At 63.4% G+C, this 21834-nt stretch carries 18 protein-coding genes and 1 tRNA gene; 12 read left to right on the forward strand and 7 right to left on the reverse strand.

Annotation, left to right across the window (positions count from 1 at the left end; translation table 11 throughout):
• Positions 1–9 precede the first annotated feature (9 nt).
• Positions 10–288: a Rap1a/Tai family immunity protein gene (locus ATN00_RS19815; RefSeq protein WP_082635345.1), complete on the forward strand. Its 279-nt coding sequence runs from the start codon at positions 10–12 to the stop codon at positions 286–288.
• A gap of 124 nt (positions 289–412) precedes the next feature.
• A complete protein-coding gene (locus ATN00_RS19820) occupies positions 413–1783 on the forward strand; it encodes a class II 3-deoxy-7-phosphoheptulonate synthase (protein ID WP_062068105.1) in 1371 nt (456 codons plus the stop codon).
• Positions 1784–2012: 229 nt separating this feature from the next.
• Here the strand turns inward: ATN00_RS19820 and ATN00_RS19825 are convergent, their stop codons facing one another.
• The 3 genes from ATN00_RS19825 to ATN00_RS19835 form a co-directional block, all read right to left on the reverse strand.
• Positions 2013–2240, reverse strand: a complete 228-nt coding sequence (locus tag ATN00_RS19825; protein ID WP_062068107.1) for a hypothetical protein — start codon at positions 2238–2240, stop codon at positions 2013–2015.
• Positions 2230–2445 carry a hypothetical protein gene (locus ATN00_RS19830; RefSeq protein ID WP_062068110.1) on the reverse strand — a complete coding sequence of 72 codons (216 nt, stop codon included), beginning with the start codon at positions 2443–2445 and terminating at the stop codon, positions 2230–2232. Before ATN00_RS19830 ends, ATN00_RS19825 begins: the two co-directional genes overlap by 11 nt.
• Positions 2446–2558: 113 nt before the next feature.
• Complete coding sequence (locus tag ATN00_RS19835) at positions 2559–3452, reverse strand: N-formylglutamate amidohydrolase (protein ID WP_062068112.1); 894 nt, start codon at positions 3450–3452, stop codon at positions 2559–2561.
• A 139-nt stretch (positions 3453–3591) separates the two neighbouring features.
• On the opposite strand from ATN00_RS19835, the gene cpdR reads away from it, so the two are divergent.
• The gene (gene cpdR / locus ATN00_RS19840) at positions 3592–3969 is read left to right on the forward strand and encodes a cell cycle two-component system response regulator CpdR (protein ID WP_062068114.1); all 378 of its coding nucleotides are present in this window, start codon (positions 3592–3594) and stop codon (positions 3967–3969) included.
• Between the two features lie 5 nt (positions 3970–3974).
• Here the strand turns inward: cpdR and ATN00_RS19845 are convergent, their stop codons facing one another.
• On the reverse strand, positions 3975–5306 hold the full coding sequence (locus ATN00_RS19845) for a dicarboxylate/amino acid:cation symporter (protein WP_062068116.1): 1332 nt from the start codon (positions 5304–5306) through the stop codon (positions 3975–3977).
• A 129-nt stretch (positions 5307–5435) separates the two neighbouring features.
• Between ATN00_RS19845 and ATN00_RS19850 the strand changes: the two genes are divergently transcribed.
• The 4 genes from ATN00_RS19850 (at position 5436) to ATN00_RS19865 (ending at position 10066) form a co-directional block, all read left to right on the forward strand.
• Positions 5436–5510: transfer RNA gene (locus ATN00_RS19850), tRNA-Val, on the forward strand.
• A 177-nt stretch (positions 5511–5687) separates the two neighbouring features.
• Positions 5688–7805 carry a TonB-dependent receptor gene (locus ATN00_RS19855; RefSeq protein ID WP_062068118.1) on the forward strand — a complete coding sequence of 706 codons (2118 nt, stop codon included), beginning with the start codon at positions 5688–5690 and terminating at the stop codon, positions 7803–7805.
• Positions 7806–7921: 116 nt separating this feature from the next.
• Complete coding sequence (locus ATN00_RS19860) at positions 7922–9037, forward strand: DUF47 family protein (RefSeq protein WP_062068120.1); 1116 nt, start codon at positions 7922–7924, stop codon at positions 9035–9037.
• A 27-nt stretch (positions 9038–9064) separates the two neighbouring features.
• Positions 9065–10066, forward strand: coding sequence for an inorganic phosphate transporter (locus ATN00_RS19865; protein WP_062068122.1), 1002 nt, complete (start codon positions 9065–9067; stop codon positions 10064–10066).
• 58 nt (positions 10067–10124) lie between these two features.
• On the opposite strand, the gene ATN00_RS23770 is transcribed toward ATN00_RS19865, so the two are convergent.
• Entirely contained in the window at positions 10125–10295 is a 171-nt protein-coding gene (locus ATN00_RS23770; RefSeq protein WP_231746336.1) for a hypothetical protein, read from the reverse strand.
• A gap of 128 nt (positions 10296–10423) precedes the next feature.
• Between ATN00_RS23770 and ATN00_RS19875 the strand changes: the two genes are divergently transcribed.
• Complete coding sequence (locus ATN00_RS19875; protein ID WP_062068126.1) at positions 10424–11839, forward strand: helix-turn-helix domain-containing protein; 1416 nt, start codon at positions 10424–10426, stop codon at positions 11837–11839.
• 329 nt (positions 11840–12168) lie between these two features.
• Here ATN00_RS19875 and ATN00_RS19880 read toward each other — a convergent pair whose 3' ends face one another.
• Both ATN00_RS19880 and ATN00_RS19885 read right to left on the reverse strand, forming a co-directional pair.
• Positions 12169–13566 carry an RNB domain-containing ribonuclease gene (locus tag ATN00_RS19880; RefSeq protein WP_062068129.1) on the reverse strand — a complete coding sequence of 466 codons (1398 nt, stop codon included), beginning with the start codon at positions 13564–13566 and terminating at the stop codon, positions 12169–12171.
• Between the two features lie 73 nt (positions 13567–13639).
• Positions 13640–14476, reverse strand: a complete 837-nt coding sequence (locus tag ATN00_RS19885) for an HpcH/HpaI aldolase/citrate lyase family protein (RefSeq protein ID WP_062068134.1) — start codon at positions 14474–14476, stop codon at positions 13640–13642.
• A gap of 294 nt (positions 14477–14770) precedes the next feature.
• Between ATN00_RS19885 and ATN00_RS19890 the strand changes: the two genes are divergently transcribed.
• From ATN00_RS19890 to ATN00_RS19905, 4 genes are all read left to right on the forward strand, one after another.
• Positions 14771–16009, forward strand: coding sequence for a cytochrome P450 (locus tag ATN00_RS19890; protein ID WP_062068136.1), 1239 nt, complete (start codon positions 14771–14773; stop codon positions 16007–16009).
• A 103-nt stretch (positions 16010–16112) separates the two neighbouring features.
• Positions 16113–16799, forward strand: coding sequence for a TetR/AcrR family transcriptional regulator (locus ATN00_RS19895; RefSeq protein WP_197413632.1), 687 nt, complete (start codon positions 16113–16115; stop codon positions 16797–16799).
• 159 nt (positions 16800–16958) lie between these two features.
• A complete protein-coding gene (locus ATN00_RS19900) occupies positions 16959–19142 on the forward strand; it encodes a TonB-dependent receptor (protein ID WP_062068140.1) in 2184 nt (727 codons plus the stop codon).
• 237 nt (positions 19143–19379) lie between these two features.
• The gene (locus ATN00_RS19905) at positions 19380–21737 is read left to right on the forward strand and encodes a TonB-dependent receptor (protein WP_062068142.1); all 2358 of its coding nucleotides are present in this window, start codon (positions 19380–19382) and stop codon (positions 21735–21737) included.
• Positions 21738–21834: the final 97 nt, after the last annotated feature.

Genomic DNA, 21834 nt, shown 5'->3' on the forward strand with positions numbered 1-21834 from the left:
CAGGCGTTCATGTTCGAAACCGGCACGACCCTGCTCGCCAAATGCCGAAACAAGGCGCCGGAATATGCACTCGCCTGCACCGCCTATATCGTCGGGGCAGTGGACGGCATCAAGAAAGATGTGTTCCTGGGCCGCGCCCGCCCTAATTGCTGGCCCGCCCAAATGAAGGGGGAAGACGTGCGCCGCGTCGTCGTCGCCTATCTGGAACGCTATCCCGACCAGCGAAAAGCCCCTGCCTCCGTGCTCGTCAGCGTGGCGCTCAACGAACGCTATTCTTGCGATAAATGACGTCGATCAGCCTGATCGAAGCAATCCATTAGCGCTACTCCACCTAAAACCGCTATAAACTTGCCTTGATCGCTGCTTCATCGTAGGTGCGGCGCCTATTTTCATATGTTCAAGGAGACTCGTTGTGGCGGCGAAGTGGACGCCGGAAAGCTGGCGCAGCCAAGAGGGCATCCAGATGCCCGAATATCGGGACGCGGCGGCGCTGGCTGCTGTGGAGACCCAACTTGGCCAGTTTCCCCCGCTCGTCTTTGCCGGCGAAGCGCGCAGCCTGAAGGCGGAGCTTGCCAAGGTCACGACGGGCGAAGCGTTCCTGCTGCAGGGCGGCGACTGCGCGGAAAGCTTCGCGGAGTTCCATCCGGACAATATCCGCGACACCTTCCGCGTGCTGCTCCAGATGGCGGTGGTGCTGACCTTCGCGTCGAAATTGCCGATCGTGAAGGTCGGACGCATGGCGGGTCAGTTCGCCAAGCCGCGCTCGGCCGGGACGGAAACCATCGGCGGGGTCGAACTGCCCAGCTATCGCGGCGACAACGTCAACGATATCGCCTTCACGCCCGAAGCGCGCGAGCCAGATCCGCAGCGCATGGTCCGCGCCTATAACCAGTCGGCGGCAACACTCAACCTGCTGCGCGCCTTCTCAACCGGCGGTTATGCCAGCCTCGACCGTGTCCATGGCTGGATGCTGGATTTCATGGGCCGCAGCCCGCTCGCCGCGAAGTTCGATGCGGTGGCCGACCGGATCGGCGAAGCGCTCGACTTCATGCGTGCCTGCGGCCTGTCGCCCGAAACCGTGCCGCAGCTTGGCGGGACCAGCTTCTACACCAGCCATGAAGCCTTGCTTCTTCCTTTCGAGCAGGCGCTGACCCGGCAGGATTCGCTGACCGGCGATTGGTATGACACGTCCGCGCATATGCTCTGGATTGGCGACCGCACGCGGTTCGAAGGCTCAGCGCATGTCGAATATCTGCGCGGGATCGGCAACCCCATCGGCATGAAATGCGGCCCCAGCCTGGAGCCGGATGCGCTCATCCGCCTGCTCGACATTCTCAATCCGTCGCGCGAAGCCGGGCGTATCACACTGATCACCCGCTATGGTCATGACAAGATTGAGGCGGGCCTACCCAAGCTCGTTCGCGCGGTCCTGCGCGAAGGGCATCCGGTCGTCTGGTCCTGCGACCCGATGCACGGCAACGTCATCAAGGCGGCCAATGGCTACAAGACCCGCCCCTTCGACCGCATTCTCGCAGAAGTGCGCGGCTTTTTCGCCGTGCACCGGGCGGAAGGTAGCTTCGGTGGCGGCATCCATTGCGAGATGACGGGCCAGAACGTGACGGAATGCACAGGCGGCGCGGTGGCGATCACGGACGAAGGCCTGGCCGACCGTTACCACACCCATTGCGATCCGCGCCTAAACGCGGCGCAGAGCCTGGAACTCGCCTTCCTCCTCGCCGAAATGCTGAACGAGGAACTGAAAGAACGCCGCGCCGCTGCATAGGTGCGCTCGGTCTAAGAAATGGCCTTCGCCTTTTAAGGGCGGAGGCCATTTTAGTTAGGCGACAATGTCAGCTTTGGGTGGATTGCGGGCTATCCGCTCTCTTCAACTCCGGTCGTCCTGAATAGCCCCTGAGCCTTTCGAAGGGGCGTATCGAAGGTTTGATGTCACGCAACACCCTTCGATATGGGGTTTATGTTTCGGCACGTCCGTCATTGATCAAAGCCATCCCTCAACCCTCCAAAACCGGATGCCTCAACCGCAATTCATCCGCCAACGATTCCACCGCTTCGATCTCACCGAAGCTGCCGGTCGGACTCAGCGCCCAATTACAATGCGGATGTGTTGCGCGCGCATAGAACTTCACGCTACCGATCCGCTGCCGCCAGCGATGCTTGGCCCCACCCCGCTCCCGCACAAGCCGCGCGATCATCAGGTCGATCATCTGATCAGCCGTCATCCTGCACCTCCGTCTTGCCAGACCAGCAGCCCGGCTCGTCCAGATAGGCTTCCAGCTCACGCCAGTGCCTGTCCCAACCCGGGCCGCGACGATTGGCGGGCACCTGCGCTTCAACCATGCGTCGGGCGCGGCGCACCGGATTGTCCTCCGGCTCCCGAAGACGATGCAGAATCGTCTTCACTTTCGGATCCTGCTCGCCGTTCATCACACCTTCCTTTGACGCCTGCGCGCTATAGCATCGCACCGGCAAGGGAAACTGCTTTTGCCCGCTAATTCTCCACAATGGCGTGACATATGCGAGGCTAAGCGCCGACGCTCCTACTCGGCCGCCATCGCAAAGTCTGCGCGCGGCAGGTCATTGGCCAGGGCTTCGGCCAGCGCGCTCACCAGCGCCTGCATCCGCGCCAGTCCCGGCCCCGGCTGCTCCAGCGCGATGTCGAGATAGAAAGCCCGGTCTATTTCCACTTGCAGCGCATGGATCGCATGAGCCGGTTTGCCATGCCGCTCGATCATATGATCCCCGGCATAGGGATGGTTCTGCGCCGCCAGGAAGCCATGCCCCGCCGCCACATCTCCGGCCAAAGTCGTCAAACGGGCGGCCGCCGTTTGTCCGAACCGGTCACCCAACACCAGCGATGGCGACATCTGTCCTGCGGCAGTCGGTGGCAGCGGCGGCATGGAATGCAGATCGATCAGGATGGCATGGCCGTGCGCGTCCCGCGCCGCTTTCAGCAGGCGGTCAAGTACCGCATGATAAGGCCGGTGGACCGTGTCGATCCGCCGCGCCACCTCCGCCCAGGGAAGCGGCCCGCGCCACAGCTCCGCCGCGCCGGCCAAACGCCGTGGGATCAGCCCCAATCCTCCGCGCAGCTTCTGGCTGGTCCGCAACGCCATCTCGCGCGGCAGACCCGTCACCATGCCGGGGTCGACTTCCCGTTCATGCCGATTGAGATCGATCATTGCACGAGGCGCCCGCGCCACCACTACGCTATAGCCCCTTTCGATCAACGGCAGCGCCAGTAGGTCGGCCCAACGATCCTCCAGCCGCCGCAGCACCTCAGGCCCGACCCGCGCTCGCGCCAGCAAATCGGAATCATAGCTCCGTCCGGCATGCGGAATGGACAGAACGATCGGATGTGCCGGCACGTCCGATCCGTAACGGTCGAAAGCGGGGTTGTTTTCCACCGGGCGCGGCGGCAGGAAATGATCCACAGGGTTCCTCTCGGCGTCGGGCGCCAAAAATGGTTAGCTCGCTGGATAATATTTACGACTTGTCGCATATATGTCCGCTTCATGCCACCCCGGCGGGCGGAGTGGCTTTGCGATTGCGAACCAAGGAAAAGTTGGGATCATGGTCCGAATTCTGCTGGCAGAAGATGATGAAAGCATGCGTGCCTATCTTGCGCGCGCACTGGAAAAATCGGGCTATGAAGTCGTCGTCGTCGCCAATGGCGCAGAGGCGGTGCCGCATATTGACAGCGACCGCTTCGACCTGTTGCTGACGGACATCGTCATGCCGGAAATGGATGGCATCGAACTGGCCCAGCATGCCGCATCGGTCGCGCCGGACATGCGTATCATGTTCATCACCGGCTTTGCTGCCGTCACCCTGCGCGCGGGGCAAGCGGTGCCGCAGGCAAAGGTCTTGTCCAAACCATTCCACCTGCGTGATCTGGTACTGGAAGTGGAACGCATGTTCGGCACGGAAAGCCTGACCGGCCTCAACTAAGGGTCTCAGTCGGGCACGACTTCCTGCATGTCGGGCGTCGGATCGAGCGGAACCCCCGCCATCGCCGCATCGAACCTTTCCCGATCGAGCCCTTTTTCCCAAGCCGACACGATAATGGTGGCAACGGCATTGCCGATGAAGTTGGTAAGGCTCCGGCATTCGCTCATGAACCGATCGACACCCAGGATCAGCGCCATGCCCGCGACCGGCACAGATGGCACGATGGACAGGGTAGCCGCCAAGGTGATGAAACCCGCCCCCGTCACGCCCGCCGCACCCTTGCTGGAGAGCATCGCGACCAACAGCAGCAGGACCTGCTCTTGAAGGCTTAGATGCGTGTCCGTCGCCTGCGCGATAAACAGCGCGGCCAGCGTCATGTAAATGTTCGTCCCATCAAGGTTGAAGCTGTATCCCGTGGGCACGACCAGCCCGACCACGGATTTGCGGCATCCGGCCCGCTCCATCTTCTCGATCAGGCTGGGCAGCGCAGCTTCGGATGAGGATGTGCCCAACACCAGCAGCAGTTCCGCCTTCAGATAGCGGATCAAATGCAGGATGTTGAAACCGGCCAACCAGGCCGCCGCGCCCAGCACCACAAGCACGAACAGCAGAGAGGTCAGATAAAAGGTCGCGACCAACCCAGCGAGATTGGCGAGCGTCCCCATGCCATATTGGCCGATGGTGAAGGCGATGGCGCCAAAGGCACCAATCGGCGCCGCCTTCATGAGCAACGCGACCAGACGGAAAATCGCATGGCTCGCCGAGTCCAGCACGCGCAACAAGGGCGCGGCCTTGTCCCCGATCATCGTCAGGGCAATCCCGAACAGGATCGCCACGAACAGCACCTGCAATATGTCCCCGTCCGCAACGGCCGACACCAGCGTCGACGGTATGATGTTCATCAGAAAGCCGGTCAGGGTCTGGTCGTGGGCTTGATGGGCATAATCCGCGACTTTGCCGCTATCGAGCGTCGCGGGATCGATATGCAGCCCCGCCCCCGGCTGGACGATATTGCCGACGATCAGCCCCAGGATCAGTGCCAGCGTGGAGAAAAATAGAAAATAGCCGAAGGCCTTGGCCGCTACGCGACCGATCGCGCCCAATTCCCTCATTCCGGCGATGCCGGTCACGATGGTCAGGAAGATCACCGGTGCAATGATCATCTTCACAAGCTTGATGAATGCGTCGCCCAAAGGCTTGAGCGCGATTCCCGTGGAGGGCCATATATAGCCCACCAGCACGCCCAGAGCGATTGCCGCAAGAACCTGGATATAGAGCTGCCGATAGAAAGGCAGCCGCGGTGTCGCCTGTATGGGGGACGATGAAGATGACAGCATGATTGTGAGCGTTCCGCGTTATGGCCGCAAACATATGAGCCGCGCTCGCGCTGTCCAGATGTTTGATGCCCAGGACGCAAATTCCCGCTTGCGCCGCTCGCCAGCCGCCGCTATTGGCGCAACTCCCGTGGGCGTGTAGCTCAGTGGTAGAGCACTGTGTTGACATCGCAGGGGTCGCAAGTTCAATCCTTGCCACGCCCACCATGACAAGCCTCGGAAATCCAAGTGGTTTCCGGGGCTTTTCTATGCGCGCATAGAAGAGCCCCGGAAGCAATCGGCATGAATCAACGGTTCATCTCAAAACATGAATCCATACATTGATATGTTGTAACATTGCGTTACAAGGCCACTCATCCTTCCCTTTCAAGGACGATAAGACGCATGTTTCCTTTCACGCCGCTGCGCGCTGGTTGCGCGTTGTCCGCGATCTGCTTCGCCCTCCCCGCCATCGCGCAGTCCGCACCCGATCCCAATGACGGTGGGCGGGGCTATCATGATCCGCGCGCCGATATTGTCGTGACCGCTCTTATCCCCCGACGGCAGGGTGATATATTGTCAGGCACGTCAGTCGTGACGGGGCAGGCGTTGACGCGGGCCCTGCGGCCGACCATCGGCGACACGCTGGCGCATCAGCCCGGTGTTTCGGCCACATCTTTCGGCCCCAATGCGTCGCGCCCGATCCTGCGCGGGATGCAGGGGGAGCGGGTCCGCATCCTGACAGACGGCATCGGCAGTTTCGATGTGTCCAACACTTCGGTCGATCATGCCGTCGCCATCAATCCGCTGACCGCCGACCGGATCGAGGTGCTTCGCGGCCCCGCCGCTCTGCCATATGGTTCCTCGGCCATTGGCGGCGTGGTCAACGTCGTCGACAGTCGTATCCCCCGGCGCGTGCCGGATGAACCCATCCACATCGACGGAATCGCCACTTATGGCAGCGCCGCGAATGAACGCACCGCATCGGGCGAGATTGAAGCGCCCATCGGCGACAAACTGGTCGTCCATTTCGACGGCAGTTATTCCAGGTCTGGCAATCTCGACACCGGCAGCTATATCCTGACACCCGCCCTGCGCGCGCAGGCGGCCGCCAGCGGCGACCCGGCAATCGAGGAACTGGCTGGCCTGCGCGGGAAATTGCCCAACAGCGCAGCAAAGACATGGGAAGTGTCGGGCGGCGCGGCGATCATCACCGACGGCGGCAATCTGGGCTTTTCGGTCACGCATACGGATAATTTCTATGGCGTGCCCGTGCGCTATGCCCTGGAGCCGGGCGAAGAGGCCGAACAGGTGCGCCTGCACATGAAGCAGGACCGCGCCGATCTGCGCGCCGAAGTCCCGGTAAATGGCGGTTTCCTTGAAACCATCCGCTTGCGCGCAGGCTTTGCCGACTATCAGCATCAGGAAATAGAGGAATCCGGCGAAGTCGGCACGACCTTCTATAATCAGTCAATAGAATCCCGGCTGGAACTGGTGCAAGCCAAGCGGGGAGGATGGGAAGGCGCGGTTGGCGCGCAATTTTTTGCCCGCGACTTCCATATCGTGGGCGAGGAAAAATTCCTGCCTAAGAACAGGACCGAGCAGTTCGGCCTGTTCACCTTGCAATCGCTGGATTTCGGTTCCACCCGCATCGAACTGGGCAGTCGCTATGAACATACGGGCGTCAGCGCCGTCGCCGATGAGACGCTGCTCAATCCCGCTCATAAACGCAGCTTCGATGCCCTGTCCGGTTCGGCCGGCATCAGTCAGGAAATCGCCGCCGGATGGCGCGTGGGCCTGAACCTGTCCCGCACCGAGCGCGCGCCTTCCGCGGAGGAATTGTTCGCCCGCGGCAATCATGCCGGGACGCAGGCTTTCGAACTGGGCAACCCCGATTTCGGCAAGGAAAAAAGCTGGGGCATCGAAGGCACGCTGCGCCGTCAGGGACCGGGCTACACGCTGTCGCTGTCGGCCTATCACAACTGGTTCAAAGGCTATATTTATGACGCGCTGGTCGACGACGCGCCGTGCATGGCCGTCAGCAGGGGTGGGGAACTGGAATTTCCCTGCTACCAATATTTTCAGGCGGACGCCCACTATCTGGGTTTCGAAGCGGAAGGATCGGTCAAGCTGGGCGAGATCGGTGGTTATGCCGTCAATCTGGATGGCGTCGCCGATTATGTCCGCGCGACCATCAAAGGGATGGGGCCTGCGCCACGCATTCCTCCGTTACGCCTGCTGGGCGGGCTGGAGTTGCAGGGCGACCGGCTGAACCTGCGCGGCGAGGTGGAGCATAGCTTCAAACAGGACCGCATCGCCGAAACCGAAACGCCGACCGGGGGGTTCACGCTGGTCAACGCCTCGCTGTCATGGAAACCGCTCAAGGACAATGACCGCACGACACTCACCCTGTCGGCGAACAATATCTTCGATGTGGAGGCGCGGCGTCACGCTAGCTTCCTCAAGGATTACGCCCCACTTGCCGGGCGCGACATCCGCCTGACGGCGCGCCTGTCACTTTGATTCTGCACGGCCCCTTCGCCCGATGCGAAGGGGCCGATTGCGCTATGTGACGATTTCGTTACAAGGCGCCCCATGGCGAGCACCAGCACAAGAGCTGACAAAGGACGTATCTGGTAATGCGCCAGATCGCTGCGCTCCCCTATGCCACCGATCCCGACGGATCGATGCGGATACTGCTCATTACGTCCCGCGATACGCGCCGATGGGTGATCCCCAAGGGCAACCGAATCAAGGGTATGGCCGGCCATCGCGCCGCCGAGGTCGAAGCCTATGAGGAAGCGGGCATCCACGGCATCGCCTGCCCCGCGCCGCTGGGCCGCTATCGCTATGACAAGCGGCGGCGGAAGGGCGGCGCGCGGGAAGCTGTGGTCGAAGTCTTTCCGCTGGCCGTCACCGATCATCTGAACCAATGGCCGGAAAAGGGCCAGCGCGAATTACGCTGGTTCCCCGTGGCGGAAGCGGCACAGGCCGTTGACGAACCCGACCTTCAATCAATCATAGCCGCCTTCCGCGAACCGCCCAAGAATCCGGGCTGGTTTTCCCGAATATTGCTATGGCTCCAGGAAAAGCGAACCGAAAGGATAGCGATGCTGCGCTGGTTTCACGCGCTCATGCCCAAGCAGGGACGATTCTTCGAACAATTCGAAGACCACGCCGCCACACTCGTCGCCGGGGCGGATGCGCTCGCCAAGCTGATGAAGGGCGGACCGGACATGGACGCCCATATCAAGGAGATCGCCGAGCGCGAGCATGAAGCGGACGACATCATCCGCGATGTGTTGCAGGATGTTCGGCGCATTTTTGTAACTCCCTTCGACCGTAGCGCCATCACTGGCCTGATCGGCGTGATGGACGACGCGATCGACCAGATGAACCAGACGGCAAAGGCCGTCGCGCTGTTCGAGGCAAAGGAATTCACGTCCCAAATGCAGGACATGAGCGCCCTGATCGTCGAATGTGCGCGCATCACGGCGGAGGCGATGCCGCTGCTGCGGTCGCTCAACCTCAATTCGGCGCGCCTTCACGAACTGACCGAACGGCTCGTCAAGCTGGAAGGCCATGCCGACACGCTGCATGAAGCGGGTCTCAAGGCGCTTTACAACCAGGCGCGGCAGGGCAACCCCATGGACTTCATCGTGGGCAACGATATCTACGCCCATCTGGAAAAGGTGACGGACCGCTTCGAAGACGTCGCCAATGAGATTTCCGGCCTGGTCATCGACCACGCCTGATCCGGAACCGCACGAAAGCCCCCTATCATGGAAGCGCATATCGCCTTTCCGCTGCTGATCGCGCTGATCGGCATCGCGCTGGCCTTCGATTTTCTGAATGGCCTGCACGATGCCGCCAACTCCATCGCGACCATCGTGTCGACGCGGGTCTTGAAGCCGCAATATGCGGTCGCCTGGGCGGCCTTCTTCAACTTCATCGCCTTCCTCTTCTTTGGTCTGCATGTGGCCGAGACGGTCGGCAAGGGTATCGTCCAGGCGAGCATCATCGACCCGCAGGTGATCTTCGGGGCGCTGATGGGGGCGATTTCATGGAACCTCATCACCTGGGCGCTGGGCATCCCATCCTCCTCCAGCCATGCGCTGATCGGCGGGCTGTTGGGCGCGGGGACGGCCAAGGCGGGCCTTTCCGCCGTGGTGTGGAGCGGCGTGTTCAAGACCAGCGCCGCCATCGTCATGTCGCCCGCCATCGGATTGGTGCTGGCGCTGTTCCTGGTGCTCATCATCAGTTGGGTGTTCCGGCGGTTCACACCGCAAGGGGCGGACAGGGTGTTCCGCAAGCTGCAGCTTGTTTCCGCCTCGCTCTATTCGCTGGGGCATGGCGGGAACGACGCGCAGAAGACCATGGGAATCATCGCCGTGCTGCTCTATTCGCAGGGGATGCTGGAGGGGGGCTTCCATGTGCCCTTCTGGGTGGTGATCTCCTGTCAGGCGGCGATGGGCATCGGCACGCTGCTGGGCGGGTGGAAGATCGTGCACACCATGGGATCGAAGATCACCCGGCTGACCCCGGCGCAGGGCTTCTGCGCGGAGACGGGCGGGGCTATCACGCTGTTCATGGCGACCCATCTGGGCGTGCCGGTATCGACGACCCATACGATCACGGGCGCGATCGTGGGCGTGGGCGCTTCGCGGCGCTTGTCGGCGGTCAGGTGGAATGTGGCGTCGAGCATCGTCGTGGCTTGGGTCATCACCTTACCTGCCTCCGCACTGATCGGCGGGGCGTTCTACGAGCTGACCCGGCTGTTCTGATAGGCATGAGGGCGCGGTCGGTTGCCCGCCGCGCCCTTCCCTCTCCCAAACGGAACCGTCAGGCGACGCGACCGAGGCGGTGATAGAGATTAGCGTATTTGACCGATTCCGGCCGGTCCTGAGCCTCGCGCAGATAATGGGCGATGGCGGTGCGGATCAGGCTGAAATCCTCCTGCGAGAAGACCGCGCGCGAGCGGGCGGGTTGGGGCGCTGTCGTCGTGTCGGTCATGGTCTTTCCTTTCATGTGGAGATGATGAGCCTTCAAAACCATGAGGGAGGTGGCGAAGGAAGGGCGATTATGGACGCGGGGTCATCAGATGACTTGTTCATACTGTCATTGTTTGACATTATGACGATATGGTGAATGTATCGGATCGCAAGCTCTACCTTGGCCCCAAGCTGCGCGTGCTGCGGCGGGAGTTGGGACTGAATCAGACGCGGATGGCGGAGGAGCTGGGGGTTTCGCCCAGTTACCTGAACCATCTGGAGCGCAACCAGCGTCCTTTGACCGCGCAGATGCTGCTGCGACTGGCCGACACCTATGATATCGACATCCGCGATTTCGTCGCCAGCACGCAGGAAGGCACGGCGAACGCGCTGAACGAAATATTGTCCGACGCGCTGGTCCGCGACATCGGCATCGCCAAAGACGAGGTGCTGGAAGTCGCGGAAAATTATCCCGGCGTCAGCGAAGCCATCGCCCGCTTCCATCGCGCCCTGTCCGACCTGCGCCGCCTGCCCGATCAGATGGAGGCTGGCGGCGGCTCCCCTGCCCCGCTGCTCGCCCCGATCGACTGGCTGCGCGAGACGATCGCGCGGGCGGGCCATCATTTCGCGGAAATCGATGCCGCCGCCGAAACGCTGTCCGCCGCAATGAGCGACGATCCCGCGGTGATGCAGGCGGACCTGCGCGCACGGCTCAAAACGCTGCACAATATGAGCGTGCAGACCGTACGCGCCGACGTGCTGGCAGGCACGCTGCGCCATTATGACATGCACCGCCGCCGCCTGCTGCTCCATGAACGGCTACCCGCGTCGGGGCGACTGTTCGCGCTTGCCTATCATCTCTGTTCGCAGGAGATGGCGGAGGCCATCGCCGCGCAGGTGAAACACGCCGCGCCGCCGGACGAGGACAGCCGCCGCATCGCCACCATCGCGCTTACCAACTATGCCGCCGCCGCGCTCATCATGCCCTATGACCGCTTCCGGCAGGCGGCCGAGCAGAGCCGTTACGACCTGCCGCTGCTGCGGGCGCGCTTCGGCGTGTCGGGCGAGCAACTGGCGCACCGGCTGACCAGCCTCAACCGGACGGGCGCGCGGGGCGTGCCCTTCTTCATGGCGAAGCTCAACCGGGCGGGGATCATCTCCAAACGCTTCGATGGGGAGGCATGGCCCTTTGCGCGGCTGGGCGGCACCTGCCCGCGATGGGACGCGCATGGCGCGGCGCCGTCCGATCAGGTGGGGCGGCAGATGATCGAGACGCTGGATGGACGGCGCTTCATCACCTTTTTCCAGACATTGACGGTCGAGAGCGCGCCCGATGCGCGTGGACGGCCCGTCATCGCGCTGGGATGCGAGGTCAAACATGCGGGCAGGCTGGTCCATGCGGACGGCATCGACGTGGAGAAGGACGCGGCGACCGAAACCGGCCCGGCCTGTCCCCTGTGCGAGCGGCGCGGCTGCCCGGACCGCGCGCTGCCGCCGGTGACGCGGGCGCTCGACCTGCATGGCTATGAGCGGACGGTGAGCCCCTTTCCGTTCCGGCGGGTTTAGAGTCTTCGGGATGCAGCTTTATACTGTTTCAGAGGATTGCGGCGTTTGTAAAAGACCTTCGCCGATGGCGGGTTTCGGCCAATAGTCGCCACTCCACCTCCGTTCGGGCTGAGCGAAGTCGAAGCCTGTCCTGAGCGACGCCGCAGGCGGCGTCGCAGGGCCTTCCACTGAGCAAAGCGAAGTGGCCTCCCTTACGGTCGGCCTTGCCCTTCGACTTCGCTCAGGGCGAACGGAGATGGGAATAGCAGACAGTCCACCTCCCACCCAAATCGGCCATCAAGCCGGAGCGTCCGCGAATATCATCGCCCTGCCCCAATCAGGCCGCCAATTCACGCAGCCGCCGCTTCGGCCCGCTCGAAGGTGAGCGTGCGGCGTAGCTGGTCGACCGCCGCGAGGCGCATGTCGATGACGGCGCCGGGCGTCAGGCCCTTGGCCGACAGGCGCGCCACCACGGGATAGTCGCAAAGCTGGACCTTGCCGCCCCGCTCGTCGGCTTCGGTCACGACGGCGCGGAACAGGCTGCCTTCCTTGCCGCTGAGCAGCACGGCTTCGGCCAGGTCGATCACGGCGCGCTCGATCCGGCCGGCGATGGAGTCGGCGCGGTCCATCACGGCGGGCAATGCTTCGAACGCCTGCGCGGCGACGGCGGGCACGGGACGGCCATTCGCGATTTCCAGCACGGCGCGCAGGACATAGCGGTCCGCAAGGCGGCGCAGCGGCGCTGTCGCATGGGCATAGGTCGCAGCCATCGCCGCGTGCCAGGGCTTCGCGCCCGCGCGCCAGGGCGCATAGGACGCGCCCGGTCCCGCCCGCCGGATCGCCAGCATCAAGGCGGCCTGCCGGGGATCGTCCGGCACCAGAGCGCGCTCGAAATCCTCCAGCGACATGGCGTCGGGCCATGCCACGCCCAACCCCTTCGCGCTGATCCGCAGGCGCTGAACCGCTTTTTCCTCCGGTTCCGCCATCACGCGGAAAAGGCCGGTGCCATGCGCCTGAAGCATGTCGGCAACCGCCAGATTGGCGACCAGTGACAAGGCCGCATTATCGGCTTCGGATGACAGGCGGGGCCGGAAGGCGAGTTCGAACCGGCCATCGGGGCGGGCCGTAACTTCCTGCTCGGGCGGATCGACGCGCGCGGCCCCTCTTTGCGCTTCGGCGGCCTGAACGCGCCGGGCCAGTTCCGCGAAGGACGCAGGCAAGTCGGAGGGCCGAACAGTGTCATAAGCGAGCTTCGCGCGGCTGCGGATGATCGCGCGTTCGACCCCGTCCAGACGGCCCGCCCCGCCCGGATCGACGCGCACCGTCAGGACGATGGCGGGGCGCGGCCCATCGGGAAGCAGGCTCGCCGCCCGCTCGCTGAGCACCGGGGGATAAAGGTTCGCCTTGCCATCGGGCAGATAGAGCGTTTCGCCCCGGCGCCATGCTTCCACATCGATCAGTCCGCCATCGTCGACGAACCAGCCGACATCGGCAATGGCATAGTGGAGCAGCAGATCATGACCCGACGGTTCGATGCAGAAGGCCTGATCCAGATCGGTGGAGGTCGCCGGATCGAGCGTCACGAAGGGCGATGCGGTGCGGTCGGCATGGGCGCTCGGCACGCGAGCGGCGGCTTGCTGCGCGGCGGCCAGCACTTCGGGCGGGAAGGACGCGTCGACCTGAAATTCGGTCCTTATGGCGGCAAGTCCCTGGTTCAGGACATTGGTGGCGTCGACGATCGTCTTCATCGATTGCCCTTAAACCCCTCCCCGACGCGCTTGTCCATCCGCCAATGTTCGGCCATCGCCACGCAGCGCCTCTTCAGCCGGCCTGATCGAGAACCCGCCGGGCCAGCAGGAGGTGGGGACGGTCGATCATCTTGCCGTCCAGTTTCAGCGCGCCCGCGCCCGGATGAGCGGCAAAGGCCTCCACCACCGCGCGCGCGTGGCGCAGTTCCACTTCGGTGGGCGCGAAACCGGCATTGATCGCGGCGACCTGCGCGGGATGGATCGCCATCATGCCGGTAAAACCATCACGCCGGGCCCGCGCGATATAGGCGGCCAGGCCTTCGGCGTCGTCGATCCGGGGAAAGACCGTCTCGATCGCAGGGACGCCGGCGGCATGGGCAGCGAAAAGCGTGAGGCTCCGCACCATTTCGAAGGGCGGCGTATAGCGGCCATCCTCCTCCCGCGCGCTGGATGCGCCGATGGCGGCGGGCAAATCCTCCGCCCCCCAGGTCACGCCGCAGATATGGCCGCCGACCGCCCGGTAGCTCCCCAGTTCGAAGATGGCCGCCGGCGTTTCGGTGGCGATGGGAAGGATCGGCGGAACGGGCGCATCCGCCGCCATGGCCCGCAGCGCCTCGATACTCGCGGCGCCTTCCGCCTTGGGGAGCAGCAGGCCGTCAGGCGCGGCGGCCAGCACCGCGCGCAGATCGGCGCGCGTGAGGCCGCTGTCGAGCGGGTTGACCCGGACGAAGGCGGCGCAGGAGCGCGAGCCGCCGAGCCATTCGCGGGCGGCGTCACGGCCGAACGCCTTGCGATCCGGCACGAGCGAATCCTCTAGGTCCAATATGACGGCGTCGGCCCCGCTTGCGGCGGCCTTGTCGAACCGTTCGGGCCGGTCGGCGGGCACGAACAGCAAGGACCGCAACCTCATAGGATGGTGTCCGGCATGGACCGGGAATATCGGGGCGAGCGTGCGTTCATGGGCGTTTTCCTGTCGAGACAGGCATAAACCCGAACATCGGCATAGCCAAGCTTCGCTGTGGCGATGCGAGACAGGCGTTTCATCGAACCCCGTGCCCGAATGGCTGCGGGCAGGTGCCGGGGGGCAATATATAATCAAACAAATGGTTGATTAATATCCGGGTCCGGCCCTATGCTGGCGCCATAAGGAGGACCGGCTTGCGGGCAATCCCAGGCAACCGGCGATGACGGAGAAGATGAAGCCATGACCGCATCCCCCGATACCGCACGGCTGCGGATATGCCCGGCGGACGAGACCATCGACGGGTTCGATGATCGCGATCCCTTTCCCTTCTACGAGCAGATCAGGGCGGTCGGCTCACCGCTGTGGGATGCGCGCGCCAAGGCGTGGCTGGTGCTCGATTTCGACCAGTGCGCCGCGGTCCAGAGAGATGAGCGCATTTTCGCCAATGCCTATATCATGGCGGACGAGGTGGTCCGGCAGATCAAGGGTGGGGGCGCGAATATCACGCTCAGCCGGGACGCGGAGCATGACCGGCTGCGCCGGTTCCACCTGAAGCTGCTTTCCCCCGCCAGCGTCGCCCGGTTCCGCATCGCCCATATCGGCCCGATCGTCGATTTCGTCGCGGATCGGATAGGACAAGGCGGCAGAGCCGAACTGTTCGCCGACTATGCCGCGCAAATTCCGCCGCGCGTCATTTGCTCCCTGCTGGGCATGCCGTTCGACGATGACGCGATGATGGCGCGCATCCTGGTGCTGAACGAGGAGATCGTCCAGTTCATTGCGTCGGGCTATCGCGACGAAGAGCGACGGGATCGCGCGCTGGCGGCGTCGGCGGAACTCAACGCCATGCTGCTCCCCTATGTGCGCGCGCGCAGGGACAATCCGAGCGACGATTTCATCAGCCGCGTGTGGCAGGAAGCCCCGGCGGCAGGCATAGCAATGGATGAGGATGCCGCGCTGGGCCTGTGCCGCGAACTCTATTTCGCCGGGTCCGACACCACGGTGCATGGCATCGCCAACGCGCTGTACCTCCTGCTGGCCGATCCGGCGTTGATGGCGCAGATCCGGTCCGACCGGGACAAGCCGCTGGCCGCGCTGATCGAGGAATCGCTGCGCCTTTTCAATGTCGTGCAATATCGCCATCGCATCTGCATGGCCGATACCCGGATCGGCGACACCCCCATCGCCAAGGGAGAGGTGGTCATACTGGTCCACGCGGCCGCCAATCGCGACCCGGCCAAATATGACGGCCCGGCCGATGTCGACCTGCACCGGCGCACGCCGACCGATCATCTGGCCTTCGGCAAGGGCTCGCGATCCTGCGTCGGGTCGCAACTGGCGCGGGTCGAAATGCGCGTGGCGATCGAGGCCCTGCTCGATCGATTCGACGCGCTGGCCCTGGATCGCGATGCGCCGCCGCCCCGCTTCCATGCGCTTTATATGCGGTCGATGGCGCCGCTGCATGTCCGGCTCGGTTGAAAGGCCCACGGACCAAATGGCGCGGCCCAATTGCCCTGGGTCCGCACATGCCGCTAATGACCCGGCGAGGATGACGGGCAATGAACCGCAATGAGGGATGAACATGGTGCAGGACAAGCGCCAGAAAATGCAGGCCGAACCGACGAAAGATGCGGAAAGGCCAAAGCAGCGCAAGCCGCGCGATGCGCGCTGGAAGCAGATATTGGACGCCGCCGCCGCGATCTTTCACGAGAAGGGCTACAGCGCCACGACCTTGCAGGACATTGCCGACCGGGTCGGCATCCTGAAAGGCAGCATCTATTATTATATCAAGACCAAGCCCGATCTTCTGGAGAGCCTGCTGGTGCAGGTGCATGAAGAAGGATTGACCATGGTCCTGGAATCGGCCGCCGTGCCAGGCCATGCGCTCGACCGGCTGGCGTCGGTTATTCGCGCCTATGTCACCTATATCGTCAACAATCGGGTCAAGAGCGCCGTCTATATCCATGAGGTCCAGCGCCTGCCGCCCGCGCACAGAAACAGGATATTGCGCGACCACCAGCTCCGCACGGCGGTGCAGGCCCTGGTCGAGCGCGGGCAGGAAGAGGGGCTGATCCGCAGGACGATCGATCCGCGATTGACGACGCAAATATTGTTGAGCGGACTGAACTCCATTTATCAATGGTATCGGCCGGAAAAGGACCGGCCCAAGGAAGTCCTGATCGACCATATGGTGGACGTGACGCTGCGCGGCATCGCCAGCCCACAGGGGCTGAAGAGTCTGGCAGACACGGACCCTATCGAACGATAGGAGTGCAGACTCGCTTGCGCTTCTAGGCAATAATCGCGCTATCAAACAAATGGTTGATTGTGCAAAAGGGATTGGGGGAACGGCGCCTGCGTCGTCCACACTAAGTTTGAGCCAAGCATGCACGCAAAAAAGCGTGTACATATAAAGGGAGGATAGGCCGTGAAGACATTCATCAAGCTGCTGAGCGCGGGCGTCGCCTGCTCGGCCATGACGGCAGCGATGCCAGCGATCGCGGCGGATGCCGCCGGTCAGGAAACTGACGCCGCCGCTGCCGCACCCCAGGCCGGAACCGGCATCGAGGATATCGTCGTCACCGGGCGCAAGCGTGCACGCAGCGAAGCGTTGCAGGAAACGCCCGTTTCGATCACCGCCCTGTCCTCCGCGCAATTGGAACGCGCGGTCAGCAAGGATCTGACCGATGTCGGCCGCATGACCCCCAATGCCTCGCTACAGCCTTCCGCGCAGCGCGGCGTCCAGAATTTCGCCATTCGCGGCATGGGCGTGTCCGGTTCCACGCCATCGGACGAACCGGCGGTCGGCATCTTCCAGGACGGCGTCTATTGGGGTTCCAACTATGGCGCGCTGGGCGAATTGTTCGACATCGAGGGCGTGGAAATCCTGCGCGGTCCGCAGGGGACATTGTTCGGCCGCAACGTGACCGGCGGCGCCGTGACCGTCCGGTCGGCGCGCCCCACGCAGGAAACATCGGCCAAGATGATGCTGGGCGCCGGCAATGGCCTGATGCTGGAAGGATCGGCGGTCGCCAACCTTCCGGTCGTCACCGACACGCTGGCTGCGCGCGTCGCCGTCCTGACCCGCCGCAATGACGGACTTTTCAAGAACGATGTCACCGGCGGCTCTTATGGCAAGACCTCCACCTTCGTGGTCCGGCCCAGCCTGCGTTGGACGCCCACGCCGGACGCGGACATCACCCTGCTGGGTGAATTTTACCATCAATATGGCGATTCGGTCGTCGTGCGCGGCATATCGCCCAACACCGTGCCGGGCGGCCCGCTGACCCTGCCGGAAAAGGAAGGCTATGTGACGCCTTCGGACTATTTCACAGTGTCGCCGGGCGACGCGGGCTTCAGCAATGTGAAGGTCTATTTCACCATGCTGGAGGCGAATTTCAACATCGGGCCGGGCGTGCTCACCTCCATCACCGGCTACCGCAAGGTCCGGGCGCGGGTGCTCACCGATTTCGACGGAACGCCCAGCGACGGCTTCCTGCAGGGCGTGCGGAACGACCAGCATCAGTGGAGCAGCGAGCTGCGCTATGCCGCCGACCTGAACGACTGGCTGTCGATGACGGCGGGCGGCTATTATTTCGACCAGAGCTTCTCCTTTGGCGAAACGCGCGACCTGAACAACCATGCCAGCCTGCTGGGGACGCGCTCAATGCTCGACAACAGCAGCTTCGCGGCCTTTGCCGAGGTTGACATCAAGCCTGTGACCAACCTGACCGTCACGCTGGGCGGCCGTTATACCGAGGAAAAGAAGAAGGCCAGTTCGGCCCCCTTCGGCGCGTGCAGCTTCGATCTGACGACCTGCACCTTCACCGGTCCGGCGCATTACAAGGGCGACAATTTCTCGCCCAAGATCGGCGTTTCCTATCAGGTCGATCAAGGGCCGCTCTTCTTCGCGTCGATGACCAAGGGTTTCCGCAGCGGCGGCTTCGCCCTGCGCGGCACGGCGCTCGCCTCGCCTTATGACGCGGAAAAGGTGACTGCCTATGAAGCGGGCTTCAAGAGCGACTGGCTGGACCGCCATCTGCGCCTCAACGTTTCGGCCTATTACAATAAATATAAGGACCTGCAGCGCACCGTGCTGGCGCCCGACCCGTTGCTGGGCGTGATCCAGTCGGTGTTCAATGCCGCCGATGCGGAGATCAAGGGCGCCGAGTTCGAGCTGACCGCCATTCCGTTCGACGGGCTGACGCTGGGCGCGACCTATGGCTATACCCGGGCGCGCTACAAGAGCTTCCTGGGCGTGGCCGATCCGGGCAGCCGGCGCTTCGTGCGGGTGCCTGAACATACCGGCAACCTGTCGGCAGACTATGAAACCGCACTCTCCAACGGCGACAAGGCGGGCTTCCATGTCGGGGGCGCCTACAGCAGCAAATATTATTATGACGAAGCCAATCTGCTGTCGCAAAAGGGCTATTGGCTGGTGGATGCCAATATCTATTACCGCCTGGACAGCGGCCTGACCCTGTCGGCCTATAGCCGCAACATCACCAACACCAAATATTCCAGCTGGGGCTCCACTCTGGGCGCCCTGGGACAGAATATGTTCCCCGGCGACCCGCGCACCTATGGCGTGCGGATGACGGCGGAATTCTGACGACGGCGGGACCGCGCGGCACTCGCTCGCGCGGTCCCGGCCTGATGGCCTCCTTTGGCCTTGCACGCGGTCGGCGGCTGCCCACTGGATTGCCGCTGCCCAGACTGTGGCCTTGATACCACAGTATCAAAATAAAACTTAATTGACCCCCTCAAAGCCGAGGGTTCCTATCCGTCGACAGGGGCCGGTATGGGCGATTGCCGCGCTCAGCAAGCGCAGCAAAGGAACCCTACCGTTATGAAAATCACAACCAGCTGCTCTGTTGCCCTGATGGCTCTCACCATGGGGATCGCGCACGCGCAGACGACCCCGCCGCAAGCCGAAGACGCCGCCGCGCCGACCGAATTCGGCGACATCGTCGTTACCGCCCGCCGCACCAATGAAAGCGCGCAGAAGGTCCCCGTCACCGTCGCCGCCTTCGGCAATGAAGCGCTGCGCGAAAAGTCGATCGCGACGCCGCAGGATCTGCAGCAGCTGACGCCGGGCGTGTTCCTGGGCGGGTCTGGATCGGCGGGCAACACCGTCTATGTGATCCGCGGCCAGGCCAAGCCCCTGATCGGCGTCGGCCAGCCGGGAGCGCTCACCTATTTCTCGGACGTGCCGCTGCCGACCATCGCCAGCTCGCAGCCGCAATATGACATCGGCAACGTCCAGGTGCTCAAAGGCCCCCAGGGCACGTTGTTCGGCCGCAACACCACCGGCGGCGCGGTGCTGATCTATCCCAACGCGCCGACTTATGATCTGGGCGGCTATCTCGAAGCGGGCTACGGCAATTACGACTGGCGCAACCTGGAAGGCGCGATGAACCTGCCGATCGCGGCTGACAAGGTCGCGCTGCGCGTGGCCGGACGCTTCACCAAGCGCGACGGCTATGTCGAAAATCTGGGCGTCGGCGGCGATTTCAACAATCTCAACAGCTACGCTTTCCGTGCGTCGCTGCTGCTGGAGCCGACCGAAGGCGTGAAGAACGTCACGATCTTCGATTATTATCATAATAACGACAATAATCAGGCGCAGATCTTCGCGGGCTTCCACGATCCCAGCATTCCCAGCGCCGTGCTGTCGCAGATCCGCGACTTCACCAACCCGACGCTCACCAGCCTGCTCGCCGCGCAGCAGGCGCTGGGCAAGCGCAAGACGGTGGCGGACATTCCCGGCTTCGACCGGACCAAGGCCTATGGCGTCACCAACCGCACCGACATTGAGCTGGGCGGCATGTCGCTGACGAACATCTTCGGATTCCGCGCGCTGCGCTGGAAGAACCAGGCCAATTTCGACGGTCTGCCGGCGGTCGACCTCTTCGGATCGGGCGTGGCCGGGCCGGTGCTCAACACCTACCGCTCCAACGCCTATGACCAATATACCGAGGAATTGCAGCTGCACGGCACGGCGCTGGACGACAAGCTGAAATGGCTGGTCGGCGGCTTCTACCTCAAAAGCAAGCCCAACGGCGAGAATGCGGACCGCGCAGACGTTTTCAATGGCATCGGCTCGGCGGTCTACACATTCGTGACCGAAGAGAGCAAGGCGCTGTTCGCCAACGCGTCCTACGACCTGTCGGACGCGCTTAACGGCATGACCTTCAACGCGGGCTTCCGCTACACCTGGGACAAGATTTCGGTGTGCAGCGCGGCCGGCGGATCGACCCCGCCCTATGACGGCCGCCTGGGCGACTGCAAGGCCGGCACGCTGACCAACGCCACCAACATCAGCGCGAAGTTCCATAAGCCGACCTGGACCGTGGGCTTCGACTGGCAGGCCAGCCGCGACGTCTTCGCCTATATCACCTCACGCCGCGGTTATCGCGCGGGCGGCGTGAACGCGCCGATCCTGGGCCCGACACTGGCGCCGTTCCAGCAGTTCGCGCCGGAAATCGTGACCGACGTCGAGGCAGGCGTGAAGACCAGCTGGAACGTCGGCGACGTGCGTGGCCGTTTCAACCTGTCGGCCTATTATGCCGCCAGCGACGACGTGCAGTATAATGTCAACGGCCTGTTCACGGCGCAGCCCTGCGTCGGCGCCGGTTTCGACGGCGACTGCGACATCACCAACGACCCGTCGAGCGGCGCGATCACCATCAACGCCGGCGACATTAGCGTGAAGGGCGTGGAAGCCACCCTGACCGTCATCCCGACCCATAACCTGACGCTGAACTTCGGCGGCAGCTATATCGACCAGAAGACGCGCAAGACGACCTACGGCACGCTGGCGCCGACGATCGTCGCGGGCGGCGAAGATCCGGCCAAGATCCCGTTCCGCTTCGCGCCGAGCTTCACCGGCAATGCGGGCGTGCGTTACGAAGTACCGCTGGGCGAAGAAGGCACGCTGGTCGCCAATGCCGATTACTATCATTCGGCGAAGGTGCTCTATGGCATCTACAAGGCCCCGGCCTATGACAATGTCAACCTGCGCCTCGACTGGAACGGCGTGGCCGGGTCGCGCGTGGACGTCAGCGCCTTCGTGCGGAACCTGTTCAACAGCACCTGGGTGCAGACCGGCGGCACCATTGCCGCGGCGCCGGGCATCCTGACGCTGGTTTATAACGATCCGCGCATGTACGGCATCTCCCTGCGGATGCGTTTCGGCGCCGAATAAGCCCAGCCTCGACTGGCTTGAACAGCCCGGGCAGCCCACCGCTGCCCGGGCTTTTTTACGGGGGGCCATACATTTCCCGCCATTCTCGCAAGCCGGA

Origin of the sequence: Sphingobium baderi, assembly GCF_001456115.1 — a bacterium.
Lineage (GTDB): Bacteria > Pseudomonadota > Alphaproteobacteria > Sphingomonadales > Sphingomonadaceae > Sphingobium > Sphingobium baderi_A.